We start from the raw sequence: 15,371 nt of genomic DNA, 5'->3' as shown, positions 1-15,371 counted from the left end.
AGGCGGGGCGCGGATTATGCCTCAACTCAAGAGGTTTGGCTGATCATCGCGCGGATCTTGCTGGCCAATAGCTCGATGGAAAACGGTTTCGCCACCATGTCCATGCCGTCCTCGAGAAAGCCCTGGCGTTCGGCGGCTTTCTGCGCATAACCGGTCATGAACAATACTTTGAGGCCCGGGCGATGCTGACGGGCGATTTCCGCGAGTTGGCGACCATTCATGCCCGGCAGGCCGACGTCGGTAACCAGCAGGTCCACCCGTAGATCGGATTCGAGCAACGGCAGGGCCACCCGGGCGTCCTCGGCTTCGTGCGCCTGATAGCCCAACTCCTTGAGCAGATCGAGCACCAGCATGCGCACCGCCGGGTCGTCTTCGACCACCACCACGGATTCACCGGTGGCCGTGGCGGGTTGCGGCTCGGTGGGCTCGACTGGCAGACGTTCCGCTTCCAGGCCAACCATTCGCGGCAAGTACAGACGCACGCAGGTGCCTTGGCCGGGCAAGCTGTCGAGGCTGACATGCCCACCCGATTGCTGGGCAAAACCGTAAATCATCGACAGGCCGAGCCCGGTGCCCTGGCCGATCGGTTTGGTGGTGAAGAAGGGATCGAACGCCTTGGCCCTGACCGATGGCGTCATTCCCGTGCCGTTATCGCTGACCGCCAGCATCAGGTAATCGCCGGCCTTGACCGGTTCGAGGGTGGTGATGTCGCTGCCGTCGAGGAAGACGTTTGCCGTTTCGATCAGCAAGTCACCGCCCTCAGGCATGGCATCGCGGGCGTTGATCACCAGATTCAACAGGGCGTTTTCCAATTGACTGATGTCAGTGCTCACCGGCCACAAGTCATCGGCCAACTGTAACTTGAGGTCGATTGGATCGCCCTTGGTGCGGCGGATCAGGTCTTCCAGCGAGTGAATGAGTTCGTTGACGTTCAGTTGCTTGCGATCCAGCGATTGCCGCCGCGAGAACGCCAGCAACCGGTGAGTCAAGGCGGCCGCACGGTTCGCCGAGGCGACGGCGGCTTCGGTAAAGCGGCCGATCTCGCTGGCGCGACCGTTGGCGATGTAGCGCTGCATCAGGTCGAGGCTGCCGATGATCCCGGTGAGCATGTTGTTGAAGTCGTGGGCAATGCCGCCGGTAAGCTGTCCGACCGCCTCCATCTTCTGCGCATGGCGCAACGCATCTTCAGCGCGCTCGCGTTCGAACATCTCGTTCTGCAAACGCTGATTGGCCTGGGCCAATTGCTCGGTGCGGGCGCTGACACGCTCTTCAAGGGTTTCATTGAGGTTACGCAGGGCTTCTTCGGTTTTCTTGCGCTCGGATTCGTCGATCACAAAGATGTAGAAGCCGTTGACCGAACCGTCCGCACCGTGGCGCGGCAGGTAATTCATCAGGGCATGGCGGCTGCTGCCGTCGCGGTGGGGCGTGTACAGGCTGAACGAACAGGATCGACCGGCGAGTGCTTCGGCGATATACGGCGCGCGCAGGAAATACGCTTCCTCTCCGATCACTTCTCGAATGGTTCGGCCGCACAGCTCTTGGGGTGTGAGGCCGTACCAGTCCAGATAAGCCGCATTATTGAGGCGAAAGCGTTCTTCGTGGTCGACATAACTGATCAGGATCGGCATGGCGTTGATGATCAGCTGCAGTTCTGTCTGACTCTGGCGCAACGCTTGTTCGGTGTGTTTGCGCTCGGTCAAGTCCAGCGCCGCACCGAGAAAACGCACCGGCCGGCCATGGTGATCCTTGTAGCAGCGGCCGCGGGCAAACACCCAGCGTTGCTCACCGCCGGGCAGCAACAAGCGGTATTCCTCGGCATATTCGGTGCCGTGGGTGATGCAATGTTTGATGCTGCGAGCCACCAGCGCACGGTCTTCAGGATGGACACCGTGCAGGTAATCACTGATGGGCAATTGCGCGGCGCGAGACGGATCAATGCCGTGCAATTGGGCGAAGTGGGCGTCGGCAATGAAGCGGTCTTCGCCGATATCCCAGTCCCAGGTACCGACCGCATCTGTCGCGGCGAGGGCCAGTTGCAAGCGCTCTTCTGTTTCGCGCTGAGCCTTGAGGCTGTCGTCGGAGCGCTGCTGCAACTCCAGGGCGATACGTCGGCGCTCATTGGTTTCGATCGCCGTAACCAGAATTCCGGCGACCTGCGCGTTTTCATCGCGGATCGGGCTGTAGGTCAGATCCAGCCAGAAGTCGGTGTCTTTACCGTCGCGCTGCAGGGTGAAGCGTCGTTCACTGTAGGTGCGTACCTGGCCTAGCAGGACGGCGCTGTAAATCGGGTCAGTGAAGTCTCGAAGTTCCGGCCATATAAGGTGCGCAGGCTGTCCGAAAGCGTGGGGATGTTTGTTGCCGGCGAGCAGGGCGAAGCCGTTGTTATAAATTTGCGTGAGTTGCGGCCCCCACAACAACAGCATCGGCATCGGCGAGTGAATCACGATATCCACCGCGGTACGCAGGCTCTGCGGCCAGGTTCCTGCCGCGCCCAGTGGACTGCGGCTCCAGTCGGTGCGGGCGATCAGTGCCTGCGCGTCGTCGTTGGTCGGTGCAGCGTTCATCACATCAATCCTGAGCGTCGGTCGGTGAGACGGCGTCTATCATTGTTGCAGGCTATAGACGCTGTATGGCTCGTCGCGTCACGACGGCGGCCAATTCTGCTCATTGAATGCTTCGCGGGTGCTTTTTGCCATGGAAATCGATGCACTGTTATCTCGTTTGTCCAACTTACAGGGTTCTGACCTGTTCCTGTCTACCGCCGCGCCGCCCAGTGTAAGGGTAGACGGTGTACTGACGGCATTAAGCGACGAACCCTTCAAATCCGGTGAAATTGCCGCCATGGCGACCTCACTGATGGACGCCGAGCAGCGCCGAGAGTTCGACCGGGATCTGGAAATGAATCTGGCGATCTCCCGAGCCGGGATTGGCCGCTTTCGGGTCAATATCTTCAAGCAACGCAACGATGTGTCGATCGTCATTCGCAATGTAAAACTCGACATTCCGCGTTTCGAAGACTTGAAACTGCCGCCGGTACTCCTCGAAACGGTGATGCTCAAACAAGGCTTGATCCTGTTTGTCGGCGCCACCGACTCGGGCAAGTCGACCTCGCTGGCAGCCTTGATTGATCACCGCAACCGCCACAGCACCGGGCACATCATCACCATCGAAGACCCGATCGAGTACATCCATCGGCACAGGCTGTCGATCATCAATCAGCGTGAAGTCGGTGTCGACACGCGCAGCTTTCATGCAGCTCTGAAAAACACCCTGCGCCAGGCGCCGGACGTCGTGCTGATCGGAGAAATCCGTGACCGCGAAACCATGGAACACGCCTTGGCATTTGCCGAAACCGGGCATCTGGTGCTTTCCACGTTGCACGCCAACAACGCCAACCAGGCGCTGGATCGGATTATCAACATGTTTGCCGAAGAGCGACGCCCGCAGCTGTTGCATGCGTTGGGTAACCACCTTAAAGCGTTTGTATCGCAACGACTGGTACGCACCCTGGACGGGCAGCGCAGAGCGGCGGTCGAGGTGATGCTGGGTACGCCGACGGTCGAGGATCTGATTCGCCGCAACGAGTTGGGGGAACTGAAGGCGATCATGGAGAAGTCTGCCGAGCTTGGGATGCAGACCTTTGATGCGGCGCTGTTTGCGTTGGTCGTGGAAGGTGTCATCAGCGAGGAGGAGGCGCTCAACCATGCGGACTCAGTGAACAACCTGCGTCTGCGCCTGAAACTGCATGATGATAGGGTGCCCGGGCCGCCGCCAGCCGCTTCGGGGGAGTGGGGGTTGGTGGATTAGACAGCCTCAAAAGATCACAGCCTGCGCCGGGCGAGTCTCCCCGGCCGCAGGCTGTGATCTTTACGATCAGCTGCGCAACTCGTTTCTATTGCGAAATTGCTCCAGTGCCTCCGGGTTGGCCAGCGCATCGGTGTTTTTCACCGGCTCTCCGTGCACCACGTTGCGCACCGCCAGCTCCACGACCTTGCCGCTGAGGGTGCGTGGAATGTCGGTGACCTCGACAATCTTTGCCGGCACATGCCGTGGGGTGGTATTGGTGCGGATCACTTGGCGGATTCGTTGCTCCAGTGCTTCATCCAGCTCGACGCCCTCGCGCAGTTTCACAAACAGCACCACCCGCACATCATCCTGCCATTGCTGACCGATAGCCACGCTGTCCAGCACCTGCGAAATCTTCTCGACCTGGCGATAGATCTCCGCCGTACCGATGCGCACGCCGCCGGGATTGAGCACGGCGTCGGAGCGACCGTGGATCATCATCGCGCCATGGGGCAACTGTTCGGCGTAATCGCCCTGCGCCCAGACACCGGGGAACAGGCTGAAATAGGATTTGCGCAACTTTTCCCCATCGGCATCGTTCCACAACCCGATTGGCATCGCCGGAGAATGCCGCGTGCAGACCAGTTCACCCTTTTCGCCGATCACGGGCTGCCCGTCGTCATTCCACACTTCAACTGCCATGCCCAGGCTCTTGCCCATGATTTCACCGCGACGCACTGGGGACATCGGGTTGCCATTGACGAAGCAGGAAACGATATCGGTACCGCCGGACATCGAAGCCAGGCACACGTCGGGTTTGAAGTCGCGGTAAACAAAGTCATAACTCTGCGGCGACAACGCCGAACCGGTGCAAAGCAGGGTTCTCAGGCTGCTGAGGTCATGGCTCTCGCGCGGTCTGAGCCCTTGGCTTTCCAGCGTCGAGAGGTATTTGGGGCTGGTGCCGAAGACGCTGACACGTTCGTCGTCGAGCAGATCCAGCAAACGCTCCGGGCCCGGGTGAAACGGCGAACCGTCGTACAGCACCACGGCGCTGCCGACCGCGAGTGCCGACACCAGCCAGTTCCACATCATCCAGCCGCAGGTGGTGTAGTAAAACAAGCGATCGCCTGGGCCGAGATCGACGTGCAGGCCATGTTCCTTGATGTGTTGCAGCAGCACGCCGCCGGTGCTGTGCACGATGCATTTCGGCACGCCCGTGGTGCCACTGGAATACAGCACGTACAGCGGATGAGCGAAAGGTACCGGGACGAAGCGCGGTTCATCGCCGGGCTGATAAAAGTCGTCCCACAGGGTGACATTGGCTTGCGTGCGATAGTCTTCGATACGAGCTTGCGCACGCGCATAGGGAACGATGATCAACTGTTGCAGCGATGGCAGTTGCGCAAGGATTTCATTGAGCTTCGTCGTCTGGTCTATCTCTTTGCCGGCATAGCGGTAACCGGCGCAGGTGATCAGGACTTTCGGTTCGATCTGGCCAAAACGATCAATCACGCCGTGGGTGCCGAAGTCCGGCGAAGAGCACGACCAGATTGCCCCGAGGCTGGTGGTTGCGAGCATCGCCACCAGCGTCTGCCAGGTGTTGGGCATACACGCCGCCACCCGGTCGCCGAGACCCACGCCCACGGCTTGCAGACTGGCCTGGAAACCGGCGACCTGGTGAGCCAGTTCGGCCCAGCTCAATTGCTCGCGCTGACCGTTCTCGGCCAGGCTTACCACCGCCACGGCGTCATCACGGCGCCGCAATAAATGTTCGGCAAAGTTCAGGGAGGCGCCGGGAAACCATTCGGCGCTGGGCATGTATTCACCTTCGCGTAACACGGCGTCTGGCTGGGTATGGAAGCAAATGTCGAAGAAGTCGACGATGGCTTGCCAGAACGCTTCACGCTCTTCGATGCTCCATTGGTGCAGGGCAGGGTAGCCTTCCAGATTGAGCGAATGGCGCTGATTGACGAAGCGTCGGAAGGTATCCATGCGCGACTCGGCGATGCGGTTGGCGTCGGGCTGCCAGAGGATGTCGGACATTTGTTTGCCTCTTGTTTTCCTGAAGGTGTCGCGGCTTATTGCGCCAACCACCCACCGTCAATATTCCACGCCGCACCACGCACCTGGCTGCCTGCTTCGCTGCACAGAAACAACACCAGTTCCCCCAGATGCTGCGGCGTAACGAACTCCAGCGATGGCTGTTTCTCGGCCAGCAAATCATGCTGCGCCTGCTGCGGATCGACGCCCTTGGCGGCGCGATCATCGATCTGCTTCTGCACCAGCGGCGTCAGTACCCAGCCCGGGCAAATCGCATTGCAGGTGACGTTGCTGGTCGCGGTTTCCAGACCGACCACCTTGGTCAGGCCGATCACCCCGTGTTTGGCAGCAACGTAAGCCGCCTTGCCTGTGGAACCGACCTGGCCGTGTACGGAGGCGATATTGATGATCCGCCCCCAGCCTTTGGCGCGCATGCCCGGCAAGCTCAGGCGGGTGCTGTGAAACACCGAAGAGAGGTTGATGGCGATGATCGAGTCCCAGCGTTCAATCGGAAACTCTTCCACGGCGGCGACATGCTGGATGCCAGCGTTGTTGATAAGAATGTCCACGCCACCGAACTCGCGCTCGGCGTAGGCGATCATCTCGGCAATCTGCGCCGGGTCGCTGACGTCCGCCGGATGATGGCCGACCTTGCCGCCGAACTGCGCCACCTCGCTAATCACTTTGGACGCATCGCCAAAGCCATTGAGAACAACATTGGCTCCAGCCTTGGCCAGCACGAGCGCAATGCCCAGGCCAATGCCGCTGGTGGAGCCGGTAACCAGTGCGGTCTTGCCAGTAAGAGTCGTCATGAATGCCTCACACAATGCCAGTGGCGTAGAAAGTGCCGATCACCACGAAAACCGCCAGGGTTTTGATCAGCGTAATACAGAAAATGTCTTTATAGGCTTCACGATGGGTCAGGCCAGTGACCGCCAGCAGCGTGATGACCGCGCCGTTGTGCGGCAGGGTGTCCATGCCGCCGCTGGCCATCGCAGCCACGCGGTGCAACACCTCCAGCGGAATGTTCGCCGCATTGGCGGCGCTGATGAACTGCTCGGACATTGCCGCCAGCGCAATGCTCATGCCCCCCGAAGCCGAGCCGGTAATACCCGCGAGCAAGGTCACGGTGATCGCTTCGTTGACCAGTGGATTGGGGATTTGCTTGAGCCAGTCGGCCAGCACCAGAAAGCCCGGCAGCGAGGCGATCACTGCGCCGAAACCATATTCGGAAGCGGTGTTCATCGCTGCGAGTAACGCGCCACTGACCGCACTTTTGCTGCCCTCGGCCAGTTTGCTGCGAATCGCCTGAAAGCCGAACGCCAATACCATCAGAATCCCGACCAGCAATGCGGCTTGAACGGCCCAGATCGCCGTCAGTTTGGCGATTTCAGTGGTCACCGGTGTGGCCATGCCTGGCAGCGCCAAGCTGTGGGTCTTGCCGTACCACTGCGGAATCCAGTGGGTGAACAGCAGGTTCATGATGCCCACCGCCAACAACGGCGACAGCGCAAGCCAAGGGTTCGGCAGCGTCAGGTCTTCGGCGGTTTCCGGCTCGTTGCGCAGTTCGGTGCCATAGCCTTCACCGGCGCGTTGAGCCTTGTTGCGTTGACGTTGCAGAAACAGCATGCCGGTGCAGAACACGAAAATCGTGCCGATCACACCCAGCCACGGCGCTGCCCACGCGGTGGTGTTGAAGAACGTGCTGGGAATGATGTTCTGGATTTGTGGCGTCCCGGGCAAGGCGTCCATGGTGAACGAAAACGCGCCGAGGGCGATGGTGGCCGGGATCAGACGTTTGGGGATGTTGCTCTGGCGAAACATCTCCGCCGCAAACGGGTAAACCGCGAACACCACCACGAACAGCGAAACGCCACCGTAGGTGAGGAGGGCGCAGACCAACACGATCACCAGCATGGCCTGCTTTGTGCCTAACAGACGGATGGCCGCCGCAACGATCGAGCGCGAGAAACCCGACAGTTCGATCAACTTGCCGAACACGGCACCGAGCAGGAACACGGGGAAATACAGCTTGATGAAACCGACCATTTTCTCCATGAACACCCCTGTGAAGGCTGGGGCAACGGCGGACGGGTCGGTCAGCAGGACAGCGCCGAGCGCGGCGATGGGTGCGAAGAGGATAACGCTGTAGCCACGATACGCAGCGACCATCAACAGCGCCAGGGCTGCCAAGGCAATGATCACACTCATGGTGTGTCTCTCCAGAATTGTTATTTTTGTGGTTGAAACGGGTGTAGGAAGGGGCAAAGCGAGATGTGTGCCAAGTTGTTAACGTGTTGAAAATTAAGGAAATTATTCTCTATTTTGAATATGTGGATAGAGTTTTGTCTCAATCGGGAGATTGCGTCGGCCAGAAAAGATCGCAGCCTCCGGCAACTCCTACAATTTGAAGCCTATCCACCCCGTAGGAGCTGCCGAAGACTGCGATATTTTGATCTTTAAGGTCTTATCCAGAAATAGAGATAAGTATCTCTTTATTGAGACTAGACGATCCCCAGCGCCACCATTTTCTTGTACAGCGTCGACCGTCCAAGCCCCAATCTAGCCGCCGCCTCCGGCACCTTACCCCCGCATTGCGCAAGGGCAGACTGAATCAACTGCCGATCAAACCGCTCCCGCGCCTCAGCGAATGTCTCCTCGGCCAACGACTCAATCATCGGTGCCGAAGCACGCTCCACCGGCGTAAACGTACCGATGGCTGCGCGAATGTCGTTCTCGGTGAGCATCAGGTCATCACTCAGCAGCGCTGCTCGTTCCAGCACATTGCGCAGCTCTCGAATATTGCCCGGCCAGGCATGCTGCCCAAGCAACGTCAACGCTTCACGGTTCAGCTCATGTTGACTGCGAAGCTCTTCCAGAATGGCTTCGCTGAGTGCCGGCAGATCGTCGAGCCTTTCACGCAGCGGCGGTACATTGATCGGCAACACGTTGAGCCGGTAATAAAGGTCCGCGCGGAATTCGCCGCGTTTGATCGCCGCTTGCAGATCCGTCGACGTGGCGGCGATCACCCGCACATCACTCTGGATCACGTCGTTCGAACCTACCGGCTCGAACTCCTTCTCCTGCAGCACGCGCAGCAATTTGCTTTGCAGCGGCAGAGGCATGTCGCCGATTTCGTCAAGGAACAGCGTGCCGCCCTGAGCGATTTGCAGTTTGCCGGTACGGCCCTTGCGGTCGGCTCCGGTGAACGCGCCTGGGGCGGTGCCGAAAAACTCCGCTTCCAGCAGCGCCTCGGGAATCGCCGCGCTGTTGATGCTGACGAAGGCTTTGTGCGCTCGGGGCGAGGCACTGTGGATGGCCTGTGCCAGCAATTCCTTGCCGGTACCGGTTTCACCCAGCAGCAACACAGGAGACTCGGCACTCGCACTGCGCCGCGCACGGCGTTTGACGTCGAGGCTGGCGGCACTGGTGCCGATGAAATGGGCGAAGTTGTATTTGGTCTGCCGCGCGCGCAGCAAGGAGCGGGTCGAGGCCAGCTCTTCCTGCATGCTCAGGTAGCGTTTGAGCATCGGCGACAGGGTGCGTAACTCATCGAACAGGGCGAAGCCGATGGCGCCAATGACCGTGCCCGCGTCGTCGTGGATCGGCAGGCGCATCACCACCAGCGGTTCTTTTGGGGTGTCCTGCATGTCCAGCAGAATGGGGCGACCGGTGCGCACCACCTCACGCAGGAGACTTCCGGGGATCACCCTTTCACAGGGCTTGCCGATGGCGCCTGCGGCGGATTCCAGACCGAAACGCCGGGCGTAACGCTCATTCATCCAGACGATGTTGGCGTCACGATCGACAATCACCGTGCCTTCGCTCGACTGCTCGATGATCTCGAACAGCGAACGGATCGCCAGAGTGCGAACCCTTTGGTAGTCCTTGAGGCTTTCGGTGGTGTTCATGAAGGCTGATCCGAGGTTTGTGTTGTCAGTGCCGACGCCATCGCGGGCTCGCCAGCGATGGCCACGACCGGGTTTCAAATCGAGCGCCGATTATGCCTACCCCGGATGCGCCGCCGCCAACAGCTCTTTGGTGTAAGGATGCTGCGGCGAATCAAACACCTCGTGACTGGCGCCACGCTCGACCACTTTACCGTCCTTGATCACGATCATGTCGTGGGCCAAAGCGCGGACCACCGCCAGGTCGTGGCTGATAAACAGATAGGTCAGACCGTGTTTCTCCTGAAGCTGACGGAGCAGGGCGACCACTTGTTTCTGCACTGTACGATCCAGTGCCGACGTCGGTTCATCCAGCAGGATCAGCGCCGGTTTCAGTACCAATGCCCGGGCGATGGCGATGCGCTGACGTTGACCGCCGGAAAACTCGTGAGGGTATCGATGACGACTTTCAGGATCGAGACCGACTTCCTTGAGTACACGGATCACTTGCTCGTCGCATTCGCCAGCGGTGGATTCGCAATGCACTTCCAGGCCTTCGCTGATGATCTGTGCTACCGACATACGCGGGCTGAGGCTGCCGAACGGATCCTGAAACACCACTTGCATCTGCCGGCGCCAGGGTCGCAACTGCTTCTGATTGAGGCCGTCGAGCGCTTCGCCCTGGAAGCGGATACTGCCTTCGGAGTCGAGCAAACGAAGAATCGCCTGACCGAGTGTCGACTTGCCCGAACCGGACTCCCCGACGATGCCCAACGTCTTGCCGCGCTGAATGTTCAGGCTAATGCCGTCGACCGCGCGCAGGTATTGTTTGCGCTGAAACAGGCCGCCACCGACGGCAAATTCGACCCGCAGGTTATCGACTTCCAGCACGTTCTCACGCTCGTCCCTCGGCAGTGCTTCGCCTTCCGGTTCGGCATTGAGCAGGACGCAGCTGTAAGGATGTTTCGGCTCGGTAAACAGGGTTTCGCACGGTGCCTGTTCGACGATTTCTCCGGCCTTCATCACGCACACACGTTGAGCGATGCTACGCACCAGGTTGAGGTCGTGGCTGATTAGCAGTAGCGACATGCCCAAACGCTGTTGCAGGGATTTGAGCAGCAACAGGATCTTGCGTTGCACGGTGACGTCGAGCGCTGTAGTTGGCTCGTCGGCAATCAACAATTCCGGCTCGCAGGCCAGGGCCATGGCGATCATTACCCGCTGGCGTTGTCCGCCGGACAGTTGATGAGGGTAAGCCTTGAGCCGCTCCTTGGGTTTCTGGATGCCCACTAGTCCGAGCAGTTCGAGAATGCGTGCTTGCGCCGCTTTGCCACCGAGGCCGCGATGCAGCAGCAGGGTTTCGCCGATCTGTTTTTCGATGGTGTGCAGCGGATTGAGCGAGGTCATCGGCTCCTGAAAGATCATGGCGATACGGTTGCCACGCAGTTCGCGCAGGACCTTGGGGTCTGCCCCTACCAGTTCCTGCCCGCGATAGCGAATGCTGCCGGTGGTTTGCGCTTCACTGTCAGGCAGTAATTGCAGGATTGAATGAGCAGTCACCGATTTGCCCGAGCCCGACTCGCCGACCAGCGCCAGGCACTCGCCAGGGCGGATGTCCAGGCACAGGTCGCGCACCACGGGCTGGCCATGGAAGGCAACGTTGAGGTTACGGATTTCAATCAGGTTGTCAGTCATGGCCACGCTTCAGGATCGAGGGTCGAAGGCGTCACGTAACGCCTCGCCGATGAACACCAGTAAAGAAAGGATCAGCGCCAGGGTGAAAAACGCCGTCAGCCCCAGCCAAGGCGCCTGCAGATTCTGCTTGCCCTGGCCGATCAGTTCGCCCAGCGAAGCGCTGCCGGCCGGCATGCCGAAACCGAGGAAGTCCAACGCGGTAAGGGTGGAAATCGCCCCGGTCAGAATGAACGGCAAGTAGCTCAATGTCGCATTCATGGCGTTGGGCAAGATGTGCCGGACAATCACTTTGCGGTCAGTCAGACCAAGGGCTCGCGCGGCTTTGACGTATTCCAGATTACGCCCGCGAAGGAACTCGGCACGAACCACGTCCACCAGCGCCAGCCAGGAAAACAGCGCCATGATTCCCAGCAGCCACCAGAAATTCGGCTCGACGAAACCGGAAAGGATGATCAGCAGGTACAGCACCGGCAGTCCCGACCACACCTCAAGCAGACGTTGCCCGATCAAGTCGACCCAGCCGCCGTAGTAGCCCTGCAACGCGCCGGCGGCGATGCCGATCAGCGCACTGACAAACGTCAGCATCAGGGCAAACAGAATCGATACCCGCGCGCCGAAGATCACCCGCGCCAAGACATCCCGCGACTGATCGTCGGTGCCCAGCCAGTTGACTGCCGTGGGCGGGCTCGGTGCCGGTTTGGTGAGGTCGTAGTTCGGTGTGTCGTCGCTGAAGGGAATCGGCGGAAACAGCAGCCAGCCACCGTCCTTGCGGATGAGGTTCTGCACATAATCGCTGCGGTAATCGGCCTGGAACGGCAGTTGTCCGCCGAACTCCTGCTCGGTGTGGCGCTTGAACACCGGGAAGTACCACTGGCCCTGATAGCTGACCACCAGCGGCTTGTCGTTGGCGATCAGTTCGCCACCCAAGGTGACAATAAACAGCCCGATAAATAGCCACAACGACCACCAGCCACGACGGTTCTTCTTGAATCGCTCGAAGCGACGACGGCCCAAAGGCGAGAGCTTGAACATCAGGCGTTCCTCGCGGCGAAGTCGATGCGCGGATCAACGAAGGTGTAGCACAGGTCGCCGATCAGTTTTATCAGGAGGCCGAAGAGGGTGAAGATGAACAACGAGCCGAATACCACCGGATAATCCCGGGAAACCGCTGCTTCGTAGCTCATGCGGCCGAGGCCGTCGAGGGAGAAGATTACTTCGATCAGCAGCGAGCCGGCGAAGAACACGCTGATGAAGGCTTGAGGAATGCCCGACACCACCAACAGCATTGCATTGCGAAACACATGGCCATAGAGCACCCGACGCTCACTCAGACCCTTGGCCCGTGCGGTAACCACGTATTGGCGGGTGATTTCATTGAGGAACGAGTTTTTGGTCAGGATCGTCAATGTCGCGAAACCGCCGATCACCAGTGCCGTCACCGGCAGCACCAGGTGCCAGAAGTAGTCGGCGATCTTGCCCAGGGTCGACAGCGATTCGAAGTTGTCCGACACCAGCCCCCGTACTGGAAACCAGTTCAGTGAGGTGCCGCCGGCGAACAGCACGATCAGGAACATCGCAAACAGGAACGCCGGCATTGCGTAACCGATGATGATCGCCGTGCTGCTCCAGATATCGAAATGGCTGCCATGGTGCACGGCTTTGCGGATGCCCAGCGGTATCGACACCAGATAGGTAATCAGCGTCGCCCACAGACCGAGGGAAATGGTCACCGGCATTTTTTCCAGGATCAGGTCGGTGACCGTCGCGCCGCGAAAGAAGCTTTTGCCGAAGTCCAGTTGCGCATAGTTCTTGAGCATCAGCCACAGACGTTCATGAGCGGGCTTGTCGAAGCCGTACTGTTTTTCGATGTCTTTGATCAGCTGCGGGTCGAGACCACGACTGGCACGGGATGTGCCACTCATGGTTTCGCTCGCGCCGCCGCCGACACTGGCACCGCCGATACCCTGCAAGTGCGCGATCGCCTGCTCGACCGGGCCACCCGGCGCGGCTTGAATGATCACAAAATTCACCAGCAGGATGATCACCAGTGTCGGAATGATCAGCAGCAGGCGCCGCAGTATGTAACCCCACATCAGTGCGGTCCTCCGGGTCTGCCGCGAGAGATTTTTTCAGCGGTCATCTGGTGATTGGTCAGCGGTGTGCTGCTGATTTCCCACCAGCTCTCGATGGCTTCGTCATTGCTCGCCTGAACCGACGGCATGCCGAAACGGTTCCACCAGACAGTCGAGGTACCCGGCGGATAGTAGTTGGGAATCCAGTAGTAGTTCCATTGCAGCACCCGGTCCAGCGCGTGGGCGTAGTGCAGCATGTCGGATTGAGTCGAGGCGCGCATCAGGCCGTTGATCAAGGTATCTACCGCCGGGTTTTTCAACACCATGTAGTTGTTGGCGCCCGGATCATTGGCCGACGCTGATCCGAAGTAGTTGAGCAACTCGCCACCCGGAGATGTGGTGACGGGGTAGCCGGTGACGATCATGTCGTAGTCGCGGCTCATCAGGCGGTTGACGTATTGCGAGGAGTCGATACGGCGAATATTGAGATCGATGCCGATCTGATTCAGCGTGCGCTTGTACGGCAGCAACAGACGATCCATGCCGTTCTGGCTGACAAGGAAGGTAAAACTCAGTGGCTCGCCTTCGGCGTTGACCAGTTGATCGCCATCGGGTTTCCAGCCGGCCTGTTCCAGCAACTCGAGGGCTTGCAACTGCTTGTCGCGGATCAGGCCGCTGCCATCGGTTTTTGGCGCTTCGAAGACTTTTGAGAAGACTTCGTCGGGAACCTGCCCACGCAGCGGCTCAAGGATTTTCAACTCTTGCGCATCGGGCAGTTCGCGAGCCGCGAGTTCGGTATTGGAAAAGTAGCTTTGCTGGCGGATGTACAGGTTGCGCATCATCTGCCGGTTGCTCCACTCGAAATCCCAGAGCATGGCCAACGCCTGACGCACGCGCCGATCCTGGAAAATCGGTTTTTGCAGGTTGAACACAAAACCCTGGGCCGATTGCGGCGCCTCGGTGGCCAAGTGGGCTTTTTGCAGGCGCCCGTCGCTGAGGGCGGGGCTGTCATAACCGATCGAGTAGCCGGTGGCGGAGAACTCTCGGTTGTAGTCGTAGGCGCCGCCGCGCAGCACCTGACGCGCAACGTCGGTGTCGCCGAAATACTCGATGCTGAAGTGATCGAAGTTGTACAGGCCGCGGCTGACCGGCAAATCCTTGCCCCACCAGTCGGGATTACGCTCAAACGTAATGCTGCGTCCCGAATCGACTTTGCCGACACGATACGGGCCGCTGCCCAGCGGTGGCTCGTATCCGCCGCCGCCGGCGAAATCGCGGTTCTTCCACCAATGTTCGGGGAACACCGGCAGGGTCGCGATATCCAGCGGGAGGGTGCGGTTTTCATTACTTTTGAAGTCGAAACGCACAGTCAGCGGCGCTTCCACTTCGACGCCTTTGACGTCGGCGAATTGGGTGCGGTAGCGCAGGCTGCCCTGGGTCATCAACAAATCGTAGGTATAGCGCACGTCTTCGGCGGTAATCGGTTTGCCGTCGGCGAAGCGTGCTTTGGGATTGATGAAGAAACGCAGCGACAGGCCGTCGTCCGAGCGCTCCATCTTCTGTGCGACCAGGCCGTAAACGGTGTAGGGCTCATCCATCGAACGCTGGGCCAGCGGCGAATAAAGCAGGCCATCGATCTGAGTGACGCCGATGCCTTTGTCTATATAAGGAAGGAGATGGTCGAAGTGACCGATTTCGATCGCCGAGCGGCGCATCGTTCCCCCTTTGGGGGCCTGCAGGCTGGTGTAATCGAAGTGACTGAAACCGGCAGGGTATTTGGCAGGTTCGCCATACACGGTCAACGCATGTTGCGGTGCCGCGTTCACACCGGCGGCGCCCGACAGCAGGGCGAGGGCGGTGAGCATCAATGTGGGGAAAACCAGTCGCATTG

Annotated in this window: 10 protein-coding genes; 1 reads left to right on the top strand and 9 read right to left on the bottom strand. The window is 59.6% G+C overall.

The window, feature by feature from the left end; all coding sequences use genetic code 11:
- Nucleotides 1-26: 26 nt before the first annotated feature.
- A complete protein-coding gene (locus tag ACA074_RS15170) occupies nt 27-2,564 on the bottom strand; it encodes a hybrid sensor histidine kinase/response regulator (RefSeq protein WP_497677268.1) in 2,538 nt (845 codons plus the stop codon).
- Between the two features lie 130 nt (nt 2,565-2,694).
- Here ACA074_RS15170 and ACA074_RS15165 point away from each other — a divergent pair, with 130 nt between their 5' ends.
- A complete protein-coding gene (locus ACA074_RS15165) occupies nt 2,695-3,807 on the top strand; it encodes a PilT/PilU family type 4a pilus ATPase (protein ID WP_497677267.1) in 1,113 nt (370 codons plus the stop codon).
- A 66-nt stretch (nt 3,808-3,873) separates the two neighbouring features.
- Here the strand turns inward: ACA074_RS15165 and ACA074_RS15160 are convergent, their stop codons facing one another.
- The 8 genes from ACA074_RS15160 to ACA074_RS15125 form a co-directional block, all read right to left on the bottom strand.
- A complete protein-coding gene (locus tag ACA074_RS15160; protein ID WP_497677266.1) occupies nt 3,874-5,829 on the bottom strand; it encodes an acetoacetate--CoA ligase in 1,956 nt (651 codons plus the stop codon).
- Nucleotides 5,830-5,864: 35 nt separating this feature from the next.
- Nucleotides 5,865-6,638, bottom strand: a complete 774-nt coding sequence (gene hbdH, locus ACA074_RS15155) for a 3-hydroxybutyrate dehydrogenase (protein WP_497677265.1) — start codon at nt 6,636-6,638, stop codon at nt 5,865-5,867.
- Between the two features lie 7 nt (nt 6,639-6,645).
- Nucleotides 6,646-8,037, bottom strand: coding sequence for a GntP family permease (locus ACA074_RS15150; RefSeq protein WP_497677264.1), 1,392 nt, complete (start codon nt 8,035-8,037; stop codon nt 6,646-6,648).
- A gap of 293 nt (nt 8,038-8,330) precedes the next feature.
- Entirely contained in the window at nt 8,331-9,737 is a 1,407-nt protein-coding gene (locus tag ACA074_RS15145; RefSeq protein WP_489879499.1) for a sigma-54 interaction domain-containing protein, read from the bottom strand.
- 96 nt (nt 9,738-9,833) lie between these two features.
- Nucleotides 9,834-11,408: an ABC transporter ATP-binding protein gene (locus tag ACA074_RS15140; RefSeq protein ID WP_187679937.1), complete on the bottom strand. Its 1,575-nt coding sequence runs from the start codon at nt 11,406-11,408 to the stop codon at nt 9,834-9,836.
- Between the two features lie 9 nt (nt 11,409-11,417).
- Nucleotides 11,418-12,440, bottom strand: coding sequence for an ABC transporter permease (locus ACA074_RS15135; RefSeq protein ID WP_305438116.1), 1,023 nt, complete (start codon nt 12,438-12,440; stop codon nt 11,418-11,420).
- On the bottom strand, nt 12,440-13,501 hold the full coding sequence (locus ACA074_RS15130) for a microcin C ABC transporter permease YejB (RefSeq protein WP_497677263.1): 1,062 nt from the start codon (nt 13,499-13,501) through the stop codon (nt 12,440-12,442). The genes ACA074_RS15135 and ACA074_RS15130 overlap by 1 nt, the downstream gene beginning before the upstream one ends.
- On the bottom strand, nt 13,501-15,369 hold the full coding sequence (locus tag ACA074_RS15125) for an extracellular solute-binding protein (protein ID WP_497677262.1): 1,869 nt from the start codon (nt 15,367-15,369) through the stop codon (nt 13,501-13,503). The genes ACA074_RS15130 and ACA074_RS15125 overlap by 1 nt, the downstream gene beginning before the upstream one ends.
- Nucleotides 15,370-15,371 lie beyond the last annotated feature (2 nt).

The sequence above is a fragment of the Pseudomonas sp. LBUM1655 genome (genome assembly GCF_059716085.1).
This window is presented reverse-complemented; position numbering and strand designations above follow the sequence as displayed.